The following is a 19,456-nucleotide window of genomic DNA, read 5'->3' on the forward strand; positions in this document are numbered from 1 at the left end:
CCGTCGCCCTCCAAGGCGCCACAGAGATGGCCACCGCCGTGCGGGCCGCGACCGCCGCCGCAGACAGCCCACGCGACCGGGTCACCGCCCTCGCCTGCACCTACCTCGACTTCGCCGAGCACAACCCCGCGGTCTACGACGCCTTGTTCCAGCTCGACGGCGGCCTGGCGTACGCGCAGGAGGACACCTCCGAACCGCTGAAGGACGCCTTCGCCGCCCTGCTCGAATGCCTCGCCGAAGTCGCTGGCGACGGCATCCACCCGGGGATGTTCACCGAGGTGTTCTGGGCGGCCCTGCACGGGCTGGCCACCCTGACTCGAGCGGGACGACTGCTGCCGGAGGACACCGAGTCGAGAGTGGAGCTGTTGGTGGAACGGCTCGCCGTGGTCTGACACGCCATCCCGGCGGGCACGTAGCCGGGGCCTTCGGGCCCCGCCGCGCCTGCCTGCGGCATCGCGTCCGGTCACTCGCGCCCACACGGCGCAGCCGCAGACCACCGGCCCCGTAGGCCAGACGGGCCGCGCGCCCCGCAAGCTGCAATGATCATTGATCACGGCCGGATACACGCCCTGGAGCGGCACCTCCCGCCCACGTTGCCGGGTCAGGCCGGGTTGCCCAGGATGAGCGCCCCGGTGAGGCAGACCAGGGCGACGGCGCCCATGAGCCAGGTACTCAGGGGCACGATCATGAACCGGGTGCCCCGGTCGACCGGGGGGCGAGGCTGTGGAGACTCCTCGATGCCGTCGTGAACGCCGGTGAGCCACAGCAGGGAAAGGCTCTGCCATCTGTGCCGCTCCTCCGCAGGGTCGGCCGGGGCGGTCCAGGAAGGCGGGATGGTTCCCGGTGCTCCGTCCGGGGCGGCGGCCCCGTCCAGTTGGCGCAGGAGGTCGAGCCGGTAGACGTCGAAGGCGGCCTTCAACTGCTCGGCGTAGCCAATGGCCGCGCTGACCGCGGTGCGGTAGAAGAGCCGTGCGACGAGCATGCCGCCGCCGAAGCAGCAGGCGAACAGCCACCAGCGGTCCCGGCCGAGCATGAGGAGCGTGCCGGCGTAGAGCGCGAAGGCGGCGAACAGCGTGGCGGTGACGAGGCCGGCCTCCATCGTCGCCCGGCCCGCGTTCAGCCCCGCGACGACCCGGTCGGGCAGCAGCGGATACAGGCGGGGCCATACCGTCACCGTGTCGATTCCGTACCGCAACCGGGGGTGCCTTTCGGCGCTCCGCAGAACGTTGCCGAGCCGGGTGGGCAACGCGGGCTCGTTCGGCGTCGCCGGGGGGTAGCAGTCGTTGAGGATGCCCCGTGCGACCGGGTCGGTACGCGCCGCCTCCGCGAGGGTCCGGCGCCGGCGCCGATGCCAGGTGCTGCCGAGCTCGGCCATGAGCCTGCCGAGTCGAGTCGGCCAGTAGCCCTCGTACCAGCGCACCAGGTGGAGCGCGGAGCCGCTCAGCAGCGTGGCGACGATGACGGCGACGGTGATCACCGCGGCAATGGTGAGGGACTTGTCCAGCAACGGCAGGGCCGACCAGGCCTTCTTGGCGCCGCCGGGACCACGTGCCACGACCGTGGTGAGTACGCCGGCACCGCAGAGGAAGGCCAGGGTGGGCAGGAGCGCGCCGAGGAAGAAGCGACGGTCGAAGAGACCGGCGCTCCCCTTGATCACGGTTCCGAGCATGGCGTCCGGTCACCCGCTCTCAAGCGGATGCTCGTCGGTGTCGTTCTCGCACTGCTGCGGATCGTCCCGGTTATAGACGAGGATGTTCCGGTTGATCGTCCCGCACCGCCTGCACCGGACGGTGGCGAGGCCCGTCTGGGGCGGTCCCCCCAGCTTGTCGGGGGGACTTCCCCACCATCCGGGGCCTTTGACCACCGATTGCAGGCCGGCCCCCTGATCGACGATGTACTGGTCGATGACGGTCGCGGGGACGACGCCGACGATGGCTTCGGTGCCGCCCTCGCCGACGCTGCGAAGGAGGCTGTTCTCCCGGGACACGGCAATGGCGGTGACGGGTAGGTCCAGCAGGGTCAGCGAGCGGCCGTCGAGGAGGTCCGGGACGGTACGCGCGCCGTCGACGACAACAAGTGGCGGCAGGCCCGCCTCGGGGTCCGCCGGCGGACAGGTGAGCCGGCGCACCTGGCCGGCCTCGGCCAGGGCGAACGGCACACCGTTCGCCGTGACGATCACGTATCCATCCGCCGGCGCGGCAGGGGCGCTGCTGGTGGTGACCTCCATGGTGATGTAGGCCGGGTCGGCCAGTTGGGCGAAGGTGGTCAATGGGTCGATCGTCACGGTCCGCCCCCGATCACGAGGTATGGCGCCCAGAAATACGGGTGGTCGAACATGGGCCGGTCGTAGTCGACCTCGGCGCCCGCGGCGTGGGCGGCGGCACGGCGGGCCTGTACCGCCCCGCCCCGGGCGCGGACCCACACCGGGGAGCCGGGAAGCTGCTCCCGGGTCACGGCCGCGAAGGCCTCCGCGGCCGCTCGGTAGTCCCGTGCCCAGAACCGTGCCGTGGCGATGTCGAGGTCAAGGGTGGGGGCCATGTCCCGCTGCTCGGACCGGATTTGGGCGCAGTACTCGACCACGTCCGCGGCCGTGACCCGGCGCACGTCCAGCTGGGCCTGACGCAACGCCGCGGCCTCGTTCATCCCGGAGAGCCGGGCCTGGTAGAAACCGCGCATGACCAGGCTGGTGGACAGCTCGTCCACCGACCACAGGCACGCCACGACGGCAGAGGCGCCGGCGTACATCAGTGCTCTGGTGAGGCCGATCAGCTCGTCACCGGAGCGGCGGTCGTTGCGCCCCGTATCGCAGGCGCTCAGTGTGACGAGGTTCGCCGGCAGCCGGAGACGGAGAATGTCCGCGGCGCTGAGCCGGCCATCGTCGGCTCCGTCCGGTGCCAGCAACAGCCCCGACCGCATGGGCTGTTCCGGGTCGAACTCCCCGTGGCAGGCGAGGTGCACCACGTCGATCGCCCGGGCGGACCGGGTGAGTTCCCGGGTGAGGTGCCGGGTGGTGGCGACCTCGCCCACGAGGAGGCGCACCCGGTGGCCGAAGAGGCGGGCGAGCGCCGCGGCCTCCTGCCGGGCGTGGATGAGCGGGCGGTCGGCCCGGCCGTCGGCGAGAATCAGCACGGTGTCGCGTTTCGGGTCGGGTTTGCGCGCCGTGTGCGGGCCGGTCGAGGCGCTGGGGGTGTAGCGGACGGGGTGGCGATCGGCCACGCACGTGCGCTCGTCCATCCGTACGGCGTGCAGGGGCACATGGTGCAGTTCGTCATGCGGCACGAACCAGATGGTGTCGCCCGGGGCACACCAGTCGGCCAGCGGAGCGACCAGGGGGCGCAGCGCGTCCTGCCACGTGTCCGGCCGGGTATGCCGGAGCCGCCGTGTCGCGTGGGGCCCGGTGAACACATTGCTGCACAGTGCGTGGAGGTCCGCGCGGCTCAGGGGTATGTCCACCACAGCGGGGCGGTCCAGGTCGGCCCGGCAGACGAACAGCAGGGTGCTCTCCTTGGTGACGAGGTACTCGGCCAGGATGGTGGGGGGCTTCTCTTGGCGAAGGAGCCGGCGTACGTCGTCGTAGCCGACCGGCGCGCCGGCCCGCAGCCCCGCGTACTCGGCCAGCGACTCGTGCGCGAGCATCTCCGTCCAGCAGCGGGTCAGCTCGCTCTGGGCGTCACGCAGCTCGACCACGGCCTCCCTTCGCGCGCCGTCCGTGCGGAGCCGTTCCCGGGCCTGGGCGAAGCGGTGGGCCGAGCGCCGCTCTTCTCCGATCAGCTTCTTGTGCGCGGGGTCACGCGGGGCGGGCACCCGGCTGCCCATGAGCTCCGCGAGGACCCTGGACTTGGCGCGCTCGGTCAGTTCGAAGGCGACGGTCTCGGCGGGTCGGTCCGCATCCGTATCCGTATCCGTATCCGCACTGCCAGGGGACTCAATCGTCGTCAGGCGTACCGCCACCTCGTACATCTCCCCGACCTGTTCGAACAGTGCGATGCGCAGGTCGTCGTCAGTGACGCGTACACGCAGTTCCTCGTACCAGTCGAGCGCGCTCATCAGGAACGCGCGCGCGGCGCGGGGTTCGACGCGGCGCAGCGCGAACCCGAACCAACCGTACAGAGTGAAGGCCGCCTGGATCAGTCCGAGCCACTCCAGTGTCCGCGCCGTCCGGACCGCATGCTTGATGGCGCGTCGGTACCGGCGGCTGTGCCAGTGTCCTAGCGCGGCGGCGAAGCCGTGGCCGGCCGGTGTCGACGACACGGGTTTGAGGTCCAGGTCCACGCCGCGCAGCGATACGGGCGCGTCAGGATCGTCGGGTTCGAGGCCCAGCATGGACAGGGCCGCGGGGGACACCCGGTCCAGCGCCGCGAGGAGCCAGTGGTCTTCGCGATGGTCCGGTCTGACGTTGAACGTCACGCTCCGGCCCTGGATCCGGCTTTCCATGAAACCGAGGTGGGAGAAGTCGCCCTGCCCGACCTTGATCGCCGCGCCTTCGGCAAGGGACCGCTCGGCCGCCTCGGTGTCGCCGAGCCGGAGCTGGAACGCTCCGGTGAGCATGATGGCCCGGCGCCGCAGCATCGGCAGTACCGACGGGTCTTCGACCAGGGGAGCGAGTGCGGCCACGGCCCTGCTCGGCGTCAGGTAGTCCGTCATCGCCGCCTCCAGCCGGCAGGCGGCGGCGAGAGTGCTGTTGTCCGGCTGACCCCAGATCTCTGCCGCGTCGAGGAAGGAGGCCGCCGCTTCCTCACGGAAACCGAGCATCTGATAGACCTCGGCCAGTGTCCTGGCGCAGTATCCGCGGAGCAGTGTGTGCTCGGCGCGGAACTGGTCCAGGTGCTTGCCGCTGAGCCGTGCCCGGGCCTCCTTGTCCGCGTCGCGCAGCAGCTCCGCGGCGTCGTCGATCCAGGCGATGAGCCATTCGTCGAGCCTGAACTGCCAGGTGCTGCGGCCGGCCTGCGGCCAGGACCTGGTCAGACGCACCGGCGGGAATGACCGGTCGCCGAGCGCGTGTCCGATCCCTTCCCGGATGAGGGTGCGAGGCAGTGTGAGGTCGGGGTAGCCGGGTCTGGCGACGATCGCATCGTGCCGCCACGCCGACAAGGTACGGGCGCGCATGACCGGGTCGATGTGTACGAAGATCGAGGCATCGAGTTTCGCCTGCGCTTCACCGGTGCGCCGGACCAGAAAGAGCGACAGGACCACGGCGGAGCCGATCAGCCACTGTGCGGCCTCCAGCAGTCGCTCGTCCGGGTGGTGGACGCCTGCGGCCAGGAAAAGCGCCAGTGCCGGACCGGGGAAGAGACCGTAGGACGCCCCCAGTGCCAGTCGCAGGCGCGGACCGGAGAACACCGTCAGGGCGCGAGCCAGCGTGGCGGTGTAGGCGACCTGGAGGAAGTGCAACAGCCCCGCGCCGAGGAGGGCGACGGCGACGGCGTGCGTGTACAGCAGCGATTGATCCCGCCAGGCCCGTACGAACCAGTCTCCCACCGGACCGGTGGACAGGACGGTGAGGTGGACGACCCACAGAGTCGACGCGAACCGCAGCTCCTGGCGGTTCTCCCGGGTCATTCGCCCACTCTCGGCGTACACGTACCAATGCAGTGCCGTGAGCGCGGCGGCGGCCATGAGGGAGCCGAGCCCCCCAGGCCTGCCCGTCGCGACGACGGCTGCCACGGGCGCCAGACCGGCCAGCACATTCGCCGCGTCGACGAGGCGCCCGCCAGGGCCGGGCTCTCCACCCGTCCGCCCGGCGAAGTACGCGGGGTAACGCCACCATCCGGGCCGCGCCTGCCGGTAGGCGCGGACGAAGCCGACACAGGCTCCGGCCACGAGCGGCACCAGCCACCACAGGAGAGCGGGACCGGCACCCGCCAGGGCGAGCACCGCTCCGGCGCCCACGCCGGCAGCGAGGACACCGAACAGCCCCAGCAGCAGACCCAGGCCCATGAGCACGACCGGATGAGTGACCTGCACCTGCGTACACAGCGGACCGCTCAGGAGCCAGCCGACCAGGGCCCAGAACGCCACCCTGGCAGGTCCGTACCGCGCCCCGGCCATCCAGAGCCGTAGCAACACCACGAAGGCAGGCGTCAGCAGGCGGCGCACAACCGAGCGCCAGAGGAACCCGCACGCGACCGCGCCGGCCACCACCAGTGCGGCGGCCGCGCCATGGACCCGATCACCCATGAGCCGAAGCACGACCCACCCGATCACGGCCCAGACGACCAGGGTGATTGCCGATGTGACGGCTGTTGACAGCCAGGCGCGCAGGCGCTGGTCCGGCACCAGCCGGACCAGCGCCGCCAGTTGCATACCGGCGAGAAGCCCGGCCGCCGTCCACCGGACCGTATCGTCCGCACCGGTCTGCGCGGCCACGGTCCAGGCCAAGGCAGCCCAAAGAACGCTCGCGAACACGGTCTTGAGGAGTTCCCGGAGCACCGTGGGTGTGGGCACAGACCGACTGTATGGGCCGCAGTGGAGGTCTTGAGCCTATTTTCAGCTTTTTCCGCCCCTTCATGGGCGGAGCCTGTCCGTGACGGCACCACGATGCGCAACCACCGACTCCCTGTCCCCCTCAGTTGCGCGCGTCCGGCGCCACCGTCGCCAGTGCTTCCCCGGCGGCAGTCGTGTGACGGCCGCGGGCCACCGGCACCGGTAGCGACGGGACCGCCTCCTACGCCCGCCGCCCGCTGGACGTACCAGGCGGGCAAGGTGGGTCAGGCCGGCGCGATGCCTCTGGGCACCGAGATCAGGCGAGGGTCACGCAGTCCTGCGGCCTGTTCAGTGGGCTGCTGCGAAGCGGTGGTCCGGCCTGGGCCCGGATTCGGTTCCGCTTGTCCCCCCGACAACCGGTGAGGGCACGAACTCGACCATGACGGTCGCCGTGCCGGGCACATGCCGGTCGTCGCCCGCGTAGGTGACCGTGTACTGGGGATACGTGTTCCAGTCCGGCGGGGTATCACTGAAGCTGAAGGTGCCGTCCCGTTTGACCTTCACATCCGGCAACTCCACGCCGCTGCGCGTCACCGTGACCGTTCTGCGCTTGGGGAAGGGCACCATCGAGGTCAGTTTCCCCGTCACGGTGACCGGCGTGCCGACGGGGTTGGTCGGCGGGGCGGACAGAGTGATCGTGCTGGACGCCTTGGCGATGTCGGTGACGACGTCGAGAACGACCTCGCCCGAGTAGGGGAAGCGGGTGGTGAAAAGCCTGTTCCCGTCAGGCGCCCAGGCGAGGCCCCGGGCGAGCAGATCCGCGTACCCCGGCGACAACGCGACCGTGCGGTACGCAGCGGTCTCTCCGGGGCGGTAGACGTGGACGTCCCATTCCCCTCCGGCCACGATCCCGGCGGCGACCGTGCCGTGCGAGTCGACAGCCACGGAGTTGGGATAGGGGCCGGTGTCGTACTGCGACACCTCCGTCAGGTCCGGCAGGCGCCACCGCTGGTGGTAGTACGTGGAGCCGTTCGCGGTGATCACAGTGCTGCCGTCCGGCGTCACCGCCACGTCCTCGACATCGGCGACGGCGTCGCTGTAGGCGGTCTCCTGAAGCGTGCCGGAGCGCACGTCGTACACGCGCATGCCCAACGCGCCCTGGCTCTCCGCGGCGACGAGCCGGTCGGGCGCGCCCGGAGACGAGGCGAGTCGCGGCTTGCCGGACCAGACGGGGTGGTCGTCCAGGGTGACGGTCGGGGTCGCCTCCGCGATGTCGACCGACCCGATGCCGGCGTCGAAGACGGTGGCCTGGTAGCCGAAGAACAGCCGGCCGCCGGCGAGAGCGAGGCTCTCCGGTTGGGTGTCGGCCCCGGTCGAGATGCGCCGTGTCTCGGTCAGGGTCGCGGTGTCGATGACGGCGATCGCGTCGGCCTCGGGGAGCGCCACGTACAGGGTCGACTCGTCGGCCGACTCGGCCATGCCCCGTGCCCCGTCGAGACCCTCCACCTTCTTTACGACCTGCCCGTCGTGGTCAGTGGCCACCACCGCGTCGTCACCGGGTGCGCTGACGTACACGTGGCGGCTGTCGGCGAGGGTCTGCCAATGCGATCGCACGGGCAGGACGATGCCGCCCTGGGCTTGTGCCACCGCCGAGCTGGGGACGACGAACAGATGCGACGCGGCCGCCAGGGCCAGCGCGACCCCCGCCGCACGTCTTCGTGTACGCATCGTGAGACCTCCTTCGAGAACGGACCCGGCCGCGTGGGCGTGGCCGGCGGAGCAACAGTACTGATCCGCACTGACATTGAGCCCGCGGTTATCTCCCGTGTGGGCTCCCGTCAGGGCACGGTGTGGCATCGCGCGCCCGTGCCCGAGCCACCCGTACCGGATGCCGCCCACTCCCCGCCCGAAGCGGCGGCGTACAAAGCAAGTGCCGACACTGGGGCCCCGGAACAGTGACGGAAGCCCAGCCTGCTATCAATCGCCACTGGGTCCCCGGGCATCGAAGGCACCGCTTGAGACAGTCACTCTGCCTCATCCCGAACCTCCAACGCTTGTCTCGCCAGGCTGATGAAAGTGAGGTGCGCGTCCCGGAAGTCCACGAACGCGGCGTCGTAGGCGCGCCTGCGCTCGGGACCGTCGTCGCCGATGAGCGCCTTGAGCAGCGGCTGCACGCGTCGCGCCATCTGCCGTACGTGTTCCGACGCGTCGGAGACCTCGGCAGGGCCGTCGAGCCGGACCTCGTGGTTGGCCCGGTTCATGCTCCCGATGGCCGGGCCGATGCGCTCGTACATCTGGGTCAGGAGCCGGTCCTTGGCCTGACGGTCGCTCGTTGCGTCGACCTCGTCGATCTGCCAGGTGACCTCGAAGAAGGCATGCGCGCAGCTCATCATCTCCCGATAGGTGGATCGACGCCGGTCGCGCTGCTCGCGAAGTGCTTCTGCCGTCGTGGTCGTCCGGGCCTGGGCCAGCGCCGCGCGCGAGGTCGCCCGCGCGGTGATGTAGCTGGCTCCGAGCGCGGTCAGCGCGGTGAGAACGCCGACCCACAGTCCGCTATTCGCCATGATCGAAGAGTCTGCCAGCCGGAAGCGCATGGAGACAGCCCACGCATCAGTCCCTGACCGCGGCCCGGGGAAGTGGCGGGCACCGACGCGTGAGAGGCCGCGGCTGACCGCGCGAAGCGACGCCCTGTTCGAGCTGCGCGGCGCGCTGCTGCGCACCGACGATCCGGTCCGCGCCCCTCGTCGACCTGGCACTCGCTCCGAGCGGCGCAGCGGAGCCGCACCGAGATCGCGCACGTCCGGAGAGCCCCCTCCGCAACGTACCCCTTCCTTAGCTGTAGGCCTCCCACCGGCGTCCCAGGGTGTCGTACGCGTACCGGGGCAGGGCCTCGATGGCGCTGGTGCGGAACGGGCGGCCGTCGTCGTCGATGCGCACGGTGCCCCTGCGCCCCTGGGAGGACCAGTCCAGCTCCAGGTACCAGCGGCAGTCGCACGAGCTGGTCTCGGCCGTGACCAGCAGCACCTCGGGGTCCTTCACCGAGACGCGGTAGGGCATGCGCACGGCCGGGATCGGCGTGCCGGAGTCGTTCCCGGCGACTGCGCGGGCGATGGGGCGGTCCTTGTCCAGGTCCACGGCGAAGTACCGGGGAGTGATCGCGCCGCCGCAACCCTGGTCCATGGAGTAGGCGTTGCCCTCGGCCGGCGCCGTACGGCCGACCACGCGCACGCGCAACGCCTCCAGCACGACGGCCGTGTCGCCGCGCCCCTGCACCGACAGATGCACGAGCGTCTCGCCGCCGTGCACCGCGCTCTGCGTCGCCGCCCAGGGCGCCGCGTCCTGCGGGGCAGGGGGAGGGGGGACCTGGCCCGGCGGCTTGGCGATGACGTAGTCGTGACCGCAACCGAGCTGCCAAGCTTGCGAGTCGACGGACCAGGTGAGTGGCAGCCCGGCGGGCTGTTCGCCGCGAGGCGGGGCGGATGTCGCGCCGGACGGGCGAGAGGCGCCCGGCTTCTTCTGCGGGGTGGCGGACCCGGAAGGCGGCACGGAGGTGGGGGTGCCGCTCGGGCTGGGGGAGGCGCCGAGTCGCTCCGGCGCCCTGGCCGCCGCCGTACCGGACGACGTCGGACCGAGGACCCGGTCAGGCCCGTCGGCGGACACCCGCCGCCCGTCCGGCAGCACGGAGAGGGTCCCCAGCGTCGCGAGCACGGCACAGACTGAGGCCAGCCCCACCACAAGACGTCTACGGCGGTACCAGGAGCGGCGCGGGAGCGGGGGCGAGGGCGCGCCGGGCGGTCTGGGCGCAGGGTCCGTTTCGGCGACCGGGCTGCCGGTGGCCTTCGGCGCCGTGTCCGGTGTGGCGACCGGGCTGCCGGTGGCCTTCGGCGCCGTGTCCGGTGTGGCGACCGGGCCGCCGTCGGCCTTCGGCGCCGTGTCCGATTCGGTGCTGCCCTCCACCGCTGTGTCCGGTCCGTCCGCCGCGTCGATCACGGCTTCCGCAGCCGTGGCGTCGGGCGCGCTCTTCGCCGTCCCCGCCGTACGAGGCCGACGGCGGGCTGCCACTGCCAGGAGCCAACGGCGGTGGAGTTCCAGGCGTTGCTCCGAGGTCGCCCCGCACAGGGCCGCGAAGCGTTCCACGGGGGCGAAGTCGAGCGGCACCGTGTCGCCCGCGCAGTAGCGGTGCAGCGTCGAGGTGTTCATGCCCAGGCGGCGGGCCAGCGAGCCATAGCTCCGGTCCGTGCGCTCCTTCAGCGCCCGCAGCAGCGCCGCGAACTCCGCCACCTCGTCGATTCCGTCGCCGTCGTCCTGTGCCGACACAGGTCCCCCCGCCCTCGTACGACCCCACCCGGCCCGGGACGGTATCCCAGGCACCCATGTAACTGCACGTCAGACGGGCTGGGATGGTTCCATCGTGCCCGATCGGCCGTCGGCTGTTGCGCCCGGCCGCTGTGACCGCTGATGCTCTTGGTGCCGCGCCGACCAGGGCCCGGGCCGACCAGCCGGCCTCGCCGCGGCATCCACGTCCACGCACTCATCCACGGGGGGAACACCCATGTCCACGCGCATCCGAACGAGCGCTTACACGGCACTTACCGTCGCCGCCCTCACGGCGGGCACGGTCCTCACGGCACCTGCCGCCGGCGCCGCGCCGCAGGCCGCCGCGCCCAAGTTCCTGTCGGCGTCCCAGATGCCGCCGCACCCGACGTCGTCCTGGACCGCCGGGCCGGTCACCGAGGGGTTCCCGGAGGAACTCGGCCTCTGCGTGAGCACGGAGGGCGTGCCCTCCTACGACTACCGGCACCGGGAGTTCCGGACCGACCTGGACACCAGCGCCGTGCAGTTGACCGTCGTCACGGGCACAGCAGCCCAGGCCAAGGCCCTGGCGAAGCACTACGACGACCTGATCCGCACCTGCGCCGACCGCATCGAGGAGTCCTCGCCCGACGTCGAGGCCGAGGGCCGGGACTACGGCAAGCTGCCGGTCGAGGAGGGCGCCCGCGTCCGCGGCCTGCACACCGAGACGTCCTGGGGCGCCAGCGACATCGCCCTGCTGTCGGTCGGGCGGGACGGCAGGACCGTCACCGTCGTGAAGTGGGGACAGATGGGCGACTTCGGGAACGCGCCCGTGGCCGCCTTCAAGAAGACCACGAGCACGGCCGTAGAAAAGCTGTACTGACCGGGCGGCCACCGCAAAGCCGGAAAGGGCGGGGCCGTCCTCCCGTCACGGGGGTCGGAAGGACGGCCCCGAATCGTCATGCCCCGGGGCGGGTACCGTCGTACGGCCAAGGTCCCCCGGGCACCCCGCCCGGGGGACCGCCCCCAGCCCTTCGGCGCGTACGCAGGGATCGACAGTCACCCGGCTACCCTCTGGTCCCCTCCCCGCCACCGTCGCACTGCTCAGGCGCCCGCCCCCTGGCCCGCCGTCCAAGTTCCCGTGGCCGAACACCAGGTTGTTGACGATTCGACATGACTGCCGCGTGCCCCACTGAGCATGATCCCGGTGAGGGCGGCATGCCGCCGCTTCCGCCTGTGATCGTCCATCCGCCCTCGCCCATGGGCGGTCGGCGGGTGCGCGTTGACGGGGACTCCCGGGGCTGGCGCACGCGCTCGCCGACCTGGGGGGTTCCTGCGGCGGGCGGGCGGGTCTGGAGCTGGACGAGTACGAGACGGCCCGGTCCGAACTGATCCGAGTGGCGGTGCGCCAGGCGGGTACGTGTGGGTCGAGCCGCCCCCGTGATCCGTCGGTGCCCCGGCTTGATGCCCGGCGTGACCGACGTCCGTCTGCTGATGGACGATCCCGGCGACGGCTGCCTTTGCTGATCGCAGGGAGGCCCGTGCGACCGTGGCGCTCGTCGCGCACCTGCGTACCCGCGCACCCGCGCACCGGGGAGCCGCAACCCTTCTCGCCACAGCGGCGCCCGCACCGCGCTGGCCGGTCACCAAGGTGCTGCGCGAGCTGGCCGGCCGGGGCGTCCTCCGTCTGGGCCGGGGCCGTATCACCGTGCTCGACCCGGGTTGGCTTCGTGACGAGGCCGGGTAGCCGTTCCGTCAGGCACCATGGGCCCCGGCCTGGGGCCATCGGTAGCGAGGAATCACAGAGCCGGTCGGCGTATTCCGACGCATCGAGTCCGGCATGAATGACGACCACGTACGCCACGGATGTACGAGCCGAGGTGCGCACCGACCGGCAGGCGAACGCGCATCCGGCTGGAGGCGGCCGCGGGACGGGCCCCCCGCGCCGGGTTAGTCCTCCATGATGAGAGGCGGTGTCGAGCGGTGCAGCACCTCGCCGCGGAAGAACTCCGGATTATGACGCCGTATCAGCAGCATGACCATGGCGCCGAGGAGCAGTAGGCCCACACCGATGACGAAGACGCTCCCGATGCCGGCGACCGAGCTGCCGCTGCCGTAGGACGGCTCCCAGGTGTCCCTCAGGGTGCGGAGGAACACGCCGGTGAGCATCAGGCCGCCGAGGCCCGGCAGCAGACCCTTGAGCAGCAGGTTGCCCGGTGAGCGGCGCAGCCGGCGGCGGAAGTACCAGACACAGGCGAAGGCCGTGATCCCGTAGTAGAAGCTGATCATGAGGCCGAGGGAGAAGACGGTGTCCAGCAGTACGTCTTCGCTGACCAGGGTCATCAGCGTGTAGAAGGAGCCGGTGACGACGGCCGCCGCGACGGTGGCGCGGGCAGGGGTCTTGAAGCGCGGATGGACGGCGGCGAACGTCGTCGGCAGGGCCTTGTAGGCGCTCATCGCCAGGGCGGTGCGGGCCACCGGGATGAAGGTGGTCTGCAGGCTGGCGGCGGCGCTGGTCAGGACCGCGACGAAGAGCAGCACCCCGGGGCCGGAGCCCATGACCGGATGGGCGAGCGCGGCGAAGACGTTGTCGGCGGTCTCCGGGTTGCCCAGGCCGATGCCCGTGGTCCCGATGCCCGCGTACATCTGGGCGGCAGCGGCGACGAGCAAGTAGGTGCAGACGATGACGACGATGGAGAGCAGTGCGGCGCGCCCGGGCGTCCGCTCGCTGCCGGTGCTCTCCTCGTTGATGGTGAGACAGGTGTCCCAGCCCCAGTAGATGAAGATCGACAGGGTGACGCCTGCGGTGAAAGCGGTGAAGGACTCGACGCCGAATGGGTCAAACCACGACCAGGAGAAGTTGAGCGAACCTTCCGCCTCGCCCGACGTGGAGATCGCCATGCCGATGAACAGGGCGAGTACGACCAGTTGCAGGCCGACCAGTACGGACTGCAGCCACTCGGTGAGGGTGATGCCGCGGTAACTGATCCAGGTGGCGGTGGCGATGAAGGCGAGGGTGGTGAGGATGTGGATGGCCTTGTTGTCGTTGAGTTCGGTGACGTCGGGGCTGCCGGTCACCTCCCCCAGGAAGAGGTAGAGGAACTCGGTGGCCACCCCAGCCAGGTTGGAGAGCACCACGATGGACGCCATCAGGAGGCCCCAGCCGCACATCCAGCCGATCACCGGCCCGAACGCCTTGACCGACCAGGCGAAGGATGTGCCGCAGTCGGGCAGCTCCTTGTTGAGCTCCCGGTACGCGAAGGCCACCAGCAGCATCGGCACGAACCCGGCCAGAAAGATGCCCGGCATCCGCAGTCCTGCCTCGCTGACGGTCGGCCCGAGGGTTGCGGTGAGGCTGTAGGCGGGGGCTACGGTGGAGATACCGATCACCGTGCCACCCAGCAGGCCGACGGCGTCCCGGCTCAGACCCTTGGCCTTGAGATCCTCATGATCCTCGGTGGGCGCGGCGCCTTGCTCCATCCCTCCAGTTTGATCGATATCGACCGGATAATCCGGAACGGCTCGTGCTTGCGCGAAAATTCGCGCTCTGCCTGGCCGTCGTGACGTAGCCCGTTGACGTCGACCGCACCGTCTGCCGGGCGCCGCGGCCGGCAGTCATAGGGATACGTCACCGTGTACGCCTGCGGTGTCGCGAGCGGAGCCCGCGACACCGCGCAGAGCGCGACCTCGTTGTTCGCGAGGTGGACAACGGAGCCGTGAAGCCGTCCGCGATCGCGCATCCCATGACGGCCGGAGCCGCGCCCGGCAGCATCACCGCCGCCAACACCGAAACCCGCAGGGCGACAGAAGCGCGAACCAACCGGGCCGGTGCGCAGCGCCCGTGCCCATGCCGTTCATATGCCAGGACGCGACGAGCCGGCATGCGGCGACGAGCCCGAGCGCTCCCGTCACCTTCTCCAGGCGCCGGTCCCAGTCGGCCGCGCGACCTGCCACAGCAACGGCGTGCGGGGGAGGGGAGCAGGACGGCCTGGTAGGGGATTCATCCGCTTCGGGAATACCCGGCTTGATGCCTGATCAGGCAGGTACGCCGTTCGCTCCTGGGGAGTGAGGGCGCGGCAAGCCGGCTGTGGCGAGGCTGCGGCTGTCGGGGCTGGAGGCCACTGATCTGACACCCTGACCCGGGTAACGACTGCTGACGGGGGGCGCGCTCAGCTCACCAGCGGGGAGGGGACTCCAGGCCTCTCGTACTCGCGGTGGGCTGGGCCGGGATCCACGGGGCGCCCTGGGCGGCATCGAGGGGCTGGCAGCGGGCGAGGAGTTGGCGGTGAACCGCGGGCGCGGCGGTGATGCGCAGCGTGTAGCCCTGGCCGCGCCGTACGGTCACTCCCTGGTTGAGCGCGGCCCGCGGCATCGTCCAGCTTGGTCGCGCGGAGGAAGTCGGCGACCTTGCCTGGCATCTCGAGAGTGACCGACTGCTCCGGGGCCGGTGTGTCCGTGTGGTTGGCCGCGGTGTGCTCGGGCATGAGGTCGGCGACGGCCGCGCGGATGGCACCCCGGCTGACGCCGTACTCGCGGGCCAGGGCGGCAATGGATCGGCCGTCCAGGTATGCAGTGCGGACGGCGTCGGTCATCCCGGCCGTCACGGCCGGGCGCCGGCCGCCCTTGTTGCCCTTGGGCTCGGCGGCCGGCAGTCCGTCGTAGGTCAGCTCCCGCTGACCGGACCGCCTGCTGAACCCGTTGGGTCTTCCACCACCGCCTGATTGGGCACGGTGCGGACCGCAGCCAACCGATCCGCCGCAGACGGCGGCTCTCGCGTTGTTGGCGTAGTCGGCGTGTCGTGGCAGTGACAGGATCGTTGTCGGGGCGTGAGCTTTCGAGTTCCCGCCTGCGTTGCCGCGTCGAGCTGCGTCGTGCTGATGTGTACGGTGCTTCCTGCCTCTTCGGCGTGGGCGGGCGGGGGTCGGCGGCCTCCTGTTGCCCGCGTTCGGCACACTGTGTGCCAATCACACGGGGGCCCGAGCCGCCGGAGCTGCCACCGAAGGCAGCGGGACCGTCAGCAGCAACCTTGGGAAGCTGCCGCTGGGGGGAGCGTTGAATCAGTGTGGCGGAGCTGATGCGCCCCTCCAGTCCGACGCCGAATATGACCCGTCGGCGCTCACCGGCCTAATGCCTAAGGCCAAGACAGGCCTCGGTCCTGCGCTCACGGCCAAGCTAAAGACCCTGCTGAAGCCCCACTAAGAGGGTGTCTCACGTGGTGATTTCGGTAAGCTTCTCGATCACGAGTGATGGCTGCCCTAACACGACCAGCCGAGGCTGATCACGCCCAGGAAATGAGTATGCGGCTAGAGCAGACCCTTGCAGGCAGCGGCTGGTTCGAGCAGTGGGGCTGCGTCCTCACGGGCGTCTGGCCACGACGCGAGGAGCCCGACGTCCCCGAGGAACTCACCAGTCCCGAGGGGGTCGATGTCGAGTTCCACCACGTCCAGGCACCGGGAGAGCGTGCATGTTCCTACGCGTACGAATTGTTCGTCACCCACGATCAGCCCCTGGAGGAGCAGGTACGGCAGCTTGCGGCCCGCATTCTGGCGGACGATCCGCGGAAGACTGCTGAGCTTCAAGAAGGCTGAGGGCCAGGTGCAGGAACGCACGAGCTGAGAGTGGCCACGTCCTTGACGGGGTCCGCCCTGCGTGAAGGCAGCTTCGCCTTGAACGTTTCCTGGGAACGGGACTCACAGGTGAGTTTGGTGAGTTTCTTGTAGCAGGTCAGGGCGGCGGCAAGGCCGAGGAAGGCGAGAAAGTGGCTGCCTTTTCGTTCGTACCGGACGGTGAGGCGGCGGTAGCCGAAGAGCCAGGAAATCGACCGCTCGATCTTCCAGCGGTGCCGGCCGAGCCGCTCGCCGGACTCGATACCGAGGCGGGCGATCCGTGCGATGAGGTTCCGGCTTCGGAGCCAGCGGAGGTGCTCTGCGGAGTAGTACGCCTTGTCCGCGTGGACCTTCACCGGCTTCCTCCGACGTGGTCCGCGCCGGGAGCGGACGGCGGGAATGCCTAGAACCAACGGCTTGAACGCCTGACTGTCGTGCACGTTCGCGCCGGACACCGCGACGGCCAGCGGCAGGCCCTGGGCATCGGACAGCACGTGCAGCTTGCTGCCCTGCTTGCCGCGATCGACCGGATTCGATCCGGTCAGCGTGCCCCCCCTTCGCCCGCACCGAAGCGGCATCGACGATCGCGGACGACCAGTCCAGCCCGCCCCTGGCGCCGAGTTCGTCCAGCACCGCCCGGTGTAGCCTGCGCCACAGCCCCGGCCTCGGTCCACGCGGTGAACCGACGGTGCGCGGTGGCCGGCGAGACCCCGAACGACTCTGGCAAATAACGCCACGCGCACCCGCTCGTCAGCACGTACACCACGGTCGTGAACACCGTCCGCTCGTCCACCGGAGCAGTACCTCCACCCTGCGGGCGAGATGTGAACCTCGGCAACAACGGAGCGGTCCGCTCCCACAGTTCGTCCGGAACCAGCCGACGCGACAGATCAGCCTTCACGGTGCAGCATCATGCCGCACCACCCAGCACCACGTGAGACATCCTCTAAGTGGGTTGGAGCATGGCCACCCTCATGTGGGGCGCCCGTCTTCGATGAGGCGCAGTATCCGGAACGCCTCGGCATACGGAACCCCGATCGTGCTGCCGCGCAGTCTCGCCCACGCCTCCACCACATCGGGTGCGACGACGGCACGACCAGTCTGCGAGCCCTGATACCGCTTCACGGCCTCCATCTTCCTCGGGTGCACATCCGAGATGTCCACGTAGTAGTTCAGTTCATGCTCATGGCCGTCGTTCCCCCAGACGGATCCCGGGTACTCGTATGAGGCCACCAAGCGGGCGATGTAACCGTTACGGGACATCGGCCGGGTCGCGCTGAGGCCCGCCTCGAAGACGACGGCATGGTCCTGGTGGTGAGAACGGGCCGGAATCAAAACCCGTGAAGGTCGTTCGTCGTGGAGAAAGCCCTCCATCCGCCGCACCAGTTCCCTCCGGTCCAGCGACAGCAGCCTGGCCTCCCATTCCGGGCCGTACAGCACCACGTGACGGAAGCCGAGCAGCCCGGCCACCGCCTCGATTTCGATGTCCTTAGACGGTGTCCTATGTGGTGAGGCGGGACGTTGAACCCTCTTGGCGTGCAGCGACACCCCGACACCCTGCCCAAGCACAACGTCGGCCTTGACGACCACAACGGGTCCTGAAGGCCGACGTCACATTCAGGCATTGGATTCGCCAACAGTGTCATTCCCCATCGGACGAGGGGGTCAGCAGTGGGGTCGCGAACCGTCGGGGTTGAGCACGAGCCAGTCGGACTTGGCCTGCTTGTCCGCGATGTGCCAGGTGATGGAGGGCAGTTCGCAAGGCCGGGCTTGCGGGCTGACCCGCACTTCGGTGCGGAGTTCGGCGGACTCGCCCGGGGCGAGGTTCAGCGGCACGTCCTTGCACAGGGAGCTGGTGCGGTCGACGGGGTCGACGGTGCAGGGGGTTTCGATGGTGCGGCCTTGGCGGTCCTGGTAGATGACGTTGAAGTGCCACCCCACATGGGCCGGGCCCTGGGTGAGGCGGATGTCCTGGGTGCCGATGGTGGAGGAGCCGTGGTTGGTGACCCTCACACGCGGGACGGCCGTGCCGCCCGGGACGGCGGTGGTGCCGGGCACGGCGGTGACCTCCAGTCCCCGGGCGGGCGCGGGCTGGATGGCGCCGGGGACCTTCCAGACGGCGAACTGCACCGCCCGGACGACGTAGGCGTTGCCCTCGGCGTCGACGGCTACGCCGAATCCGTCGCCCAGGCCCCGGGCGGCCTCGCGGACGGTACCGGTACGGGGATCGACCTCGTACAGATGGCCTTGGCGCGTGGCGACGGCCACAGTGCCCGAGCCCGTCATGGCCACGCCCGGCGCGTCGTTCAGCCAGTCGGCCACCACCCGCCGGGACCAGCCGTCGTTCAGGTCGACCTCGTACAGCACGCCCTCTGAGGTGGAGACGTAGGCGTGGCCCCTGCCGTCCAGTGCCACCCCGACCGGAGACCTCAGTCCGCCGACGGCCTTCGTCTTGCCGCCGTCGGTCAGCGACACCCGCCACAGACTGCCGGTGTGGTCGGTGGTGTAGGCGTGACCTCGGTGGTCCAGGGCTACCTTCCACCCCGCGCCCAGCCCGGCGGTGACCTGGCGTGTGGCGCCGTTGGCCAGGTTCACCTCGTGCAGCACGCCTCCGAGGTTGAGGACGTAGGCACGCCCCTGCCCGTCCAGGGCGACGCCGGTGGCGTAGCCCAGTCCGGTGGCCCGTACGGTCAACCGTCCGGTGTTGACGTCCACTTCGTACAGGTTGCCGGCCGAGGTGGGCACGTACCCCCTGCCGTGGCCGTCGAGCGCCATCTCGTGCGGGTAGCCGCTGAAGCCTGTGGCGAGTTCTGGGCACTGGGCGGGCGTGGCCGTGCAGTCCACGGTCGGCGGTGCGGCCACCGCCGGTGGTGCTGAGGCAAGGACACCGCCGGTCAGGGCGGCCACGGTCATCGCGGCGGCCACGGCGCGCCGGAGTGTGCCGTTCGCTCCGTTGTGTGTGCGCATGCGGATCGTCTCCTGTGGAGGGGGTGGTTGGGAAGAACCCGGTGACCGGATTCCGCAGGCGTTCTACCGCCGGGTTTTTCCGCACAAGCGCATCACGCCCGCTGTTTGTCCACTCCGTCCACTCCGTCCACTCCGTCCGCCGGGCCTGCGGCCTGTATGTCGCCACC

At 70.4% G+C, this 19,456-nt stretch carries 14 protein-coding genes and 1 pseudogene; 4 read left to right on the forward strand and 11 right to left on the reverse strand.

The annotated features are described in order from the left end of the window. The coding region (locus AB0J57_RS34135; RefSeq protein ID WP_366132300.1) for a TetR-like C-terminal domain-containing protein at window positions 1-392 on the forward strand (392 nt) is incomplete at its 5' end. 209 nt (window positions 393-601) lie between these two features. Here the strand turns inward: AB0J57_RS34135 and AB0J57_RS34140 are convergent. The 6 genes from AB0J57_RS34140 to AB0J57_RS34165 form a co-directional block, all read right to left on the reverse strand. Beyond that, window positions 602-1,657, reverse strand: a complete 1,056-nt coding sequence (locus AB0J57_RS34140; RefSeq protein ID WP_366132301.1) for a hypothetical protein — start codon at window positions 1,655-1,657, stop codon at window positions 602-604. 21 nt (window positions 1,658-1,678) lie between these two features. Next, window positions 1,679-2,284 carry a hypothetical protein gene (locus AB0J57_RS34145; RefSeq protein ID WP_366132302.1) on the reverse strand — a complete coding sequence of 202 codons (606 nt, stop codon included), beginning with the start codon at window positions 2,282-2,284 and terminating at the stop codon, window positions 1,679-1,681. Next, entirely contained in the window at window positions 2,281-6,444 is a 4,164-nt protein-coding gene (locus AB0J57_RS34150; RefSeq protein ID WP_366132303.1) for a CHAT domain-containing protein, read from the reverse strand. Before AB0J57_RS34150 ends, AB0J57_RS34145 begins: the two co-directional genes overlap by 4 nt. 327 nt (window positions 6,445-6,771) lie before the next feature. Then, on the reverse strand, window positions 6,772-8,151 hold the full coding sequence (locus tag AB0J57_RS34155) for a hypothetical protein (protein ID WP_366132304.1): 1,380 nt from the start codon (window positions 8,149-8,151) through the stop codon (window positions 6,772-6,774). A 296-nt stretch (window positions 8,152-8,447) separates the two neighbouring features. Next, window positions 8,448-9,017, reverse strand: coding sequence for a hypothetical protein (locus AB0J57_RS34160; RefSeq protein ID WP_366132305.1), 570 nt, complete (start codon window positions 9,015-9,017; stop codon window positions 8,448-8,450). A gap of 238 nt (window positions 9,018-9,255) precedes the next feature. Then, entirely contained in the window at window positions 9,256-10,740 is a 1,485-nt protein-coding gene (locus tag AB0J57_RS34165) for a helix-turn-helix domain-containing protein (RefSeq protein ID WP_366132307.1), read from the reverse strand. Window positions 10,741-10,975: 235 nt separating this feature from the next. Between AB0J57_RS34165 and AB0J57_RS34170 the strand changes: the two genes are divergently transcribed. After that, window positions 10,976-11,599: a hypothetical protein gene (locus AB0J57_RS34170; protein ID WP_366132308.1), complete on the forward strand. Its 624-nt coding sequence runs from the start codon at window positions 10,976-10,978 to the stop codon at window positions 11,597-11,599. Between the two features lie 666 nt (window positions 11,600-12,265). Then, entirely contained in the window at window positions 12,266-12,463 is a 198-nt protein-coding gene (locus AB0J57_RS34175; protein ID WP_366132309.1) for a hypothetical protein, read from the forward strand. A gap of 203 nt (window positions 12,464-12,666) precedes the next feature. Here the strand turns inward: AB0J57_RS34175 and AB0J57_RS34180 are convergent, their stop codons facing one another. Together AB0J57_RS34180 and AB0J57_RS34185 are read right to left on the reverse strand one after the other, a co-directional pair. After that, the gene (locus AB0J57_RS34180) at window positions 12,667-14,196 is read right to left on the reverse strand and encodes an APC family permease (protein WP_366132310.1); all 1,530 of its coding nucleotides are present in this window, start codon (window positions 14,194-14,196) and stop codon (window positions 12,667-12,669) included. Between the two features lie 694 nt (window positions 14,197-14,890). Continuing rightward, window positions 14,891-15,088, reverse strand: coding sequence for a hypothetical protein (locus tag AB0J57_RS34185; protein WP_366132311.1), 198 nt, complete (start codon window positions 15,086-15,088; stop codon window positions 14,891-14,893). Between the two features lie 925 nt (window positions 15,089-16,013). Here AB0J57_RS34185 and AB0J57_RS34190 point away from each other — a divergent pair. Continuing rightward, window positions 16,014-16,304, forward strand: a complete 291-nt coding sequence (locus tag AB0J57_RS34190) for a hypothetical protein (protein ID WP_366132312.1) — start codon at window positions 16,014-16,016, stop codon at window positions 16,302-16,304. A 116-nt stretch (window positions 16,305-16,420) separates the two neighbouring features. Here AB0J57_RS34190 and AB0J57_RS34195 read toward each other — a convergent pair. The 3 genes and pseudogenes from AB0J57_RS34195 to AB0J57_RS34205 all read right to left on the reverse strand — a co-directional run. After that, a pseudogene (locus AB0J57_RS34195) lies at window positions 16,421-17,223 on the reverse strand (IS5 family transposase); the annotation flags it as partial. A gap of 71 nt (window positions 17,224-17,294) precedes the next feature. Further along, entirely contained in the window at window positions 17,295-17,912 is a 618-nt protein-coding gene (locus AB0J57_RS34200) for a hypothetical protein (RefSeq protein ID WP_366132313.1), read from the reverse strand. 75 nt (window positions 17,913-17,987) lie between these two features. Beyond that, window positions 17,988-19,289 carry a hypothetical protein gene (locus AB0J57_RS34205; RefSeq protein ID WP_366132314.1) on the reverse strand — a complete coding sequence of 434 codons (1,302 nt, stop codon included), beginning with the start codon at window positions 19,287-19,289 and terminating at the stop codon, window positions 17,988-17,990. Between the last annotated feature and the right edge of the window lie 167 nt (window positions 19,290-19,456).

The sequence above is a fragment of the Streptomyces sp. NPDC049837 genome (genome assembly GCF_040674455.1).
Lineage (GTDB): Bacteria > Actinomycetota > Actinomycetes > Streptomycetales > Streptomycetaceae > Streptomyces.

What these genes read in the sequence shown, in the direction of transcription:
- AB0J57_RS34180 (WP_366132310.1), bottom strand. Translation starts at nt 14,196, where the DNA reads ATGGAGCAAGGCGCCGCGCCCACCGAGGATCATGAGGATCTCAAGGCC.
- AB0J57_RS34190 (WP_366132312.1), top strand. Translation starts at nt 16,014, where the DNA reads ATGCGGCTAGAGCAGACCCTTGCAGGCAGCGGCTGGTTCGAGCAGTGG.
- AB0J57_RS34185 (WP_366132311.1), bottom strand. Translation starts at nt 15,088, where the DNA reads ATGCCGCGGGCCGCGCTCAACCAGGGAGTGACCGTACGGCGCGGCCAG.
- AB0J57_RS34205 (WP_366132314.1), bottom strand. Translation starts at nt 19,289, where the DNA reads ATGCGCACACACAACGGAGCGAACGGCACACTCCGGCGCGCCGTGGCC.
- AB0J57_RS34160 (WP_366132305.1), bottom strand. Translation starts at nt 9,017, where the DNA reads ATGCGCTTCCGGCTGGCAGACTCTTCGATCATGGCGAATAGCGGACTG.
- AB0J57_RS34170 (WP_366132308.1), top strand. Translation starts at nt 10,976, where the DNA reads ATGTCCACGCGCATCCGAACGAGCGCTTACACGGCACTTACCGTCGCC.
- AB0J57_RS34155 (WP_366132304.1), bottom strand. Translation starts at nt 8,151, where the DNA reads ATGCGTACACGAAGACGTGCGGCGGGGGTCGCGCTGGCCCTGGCGGCC.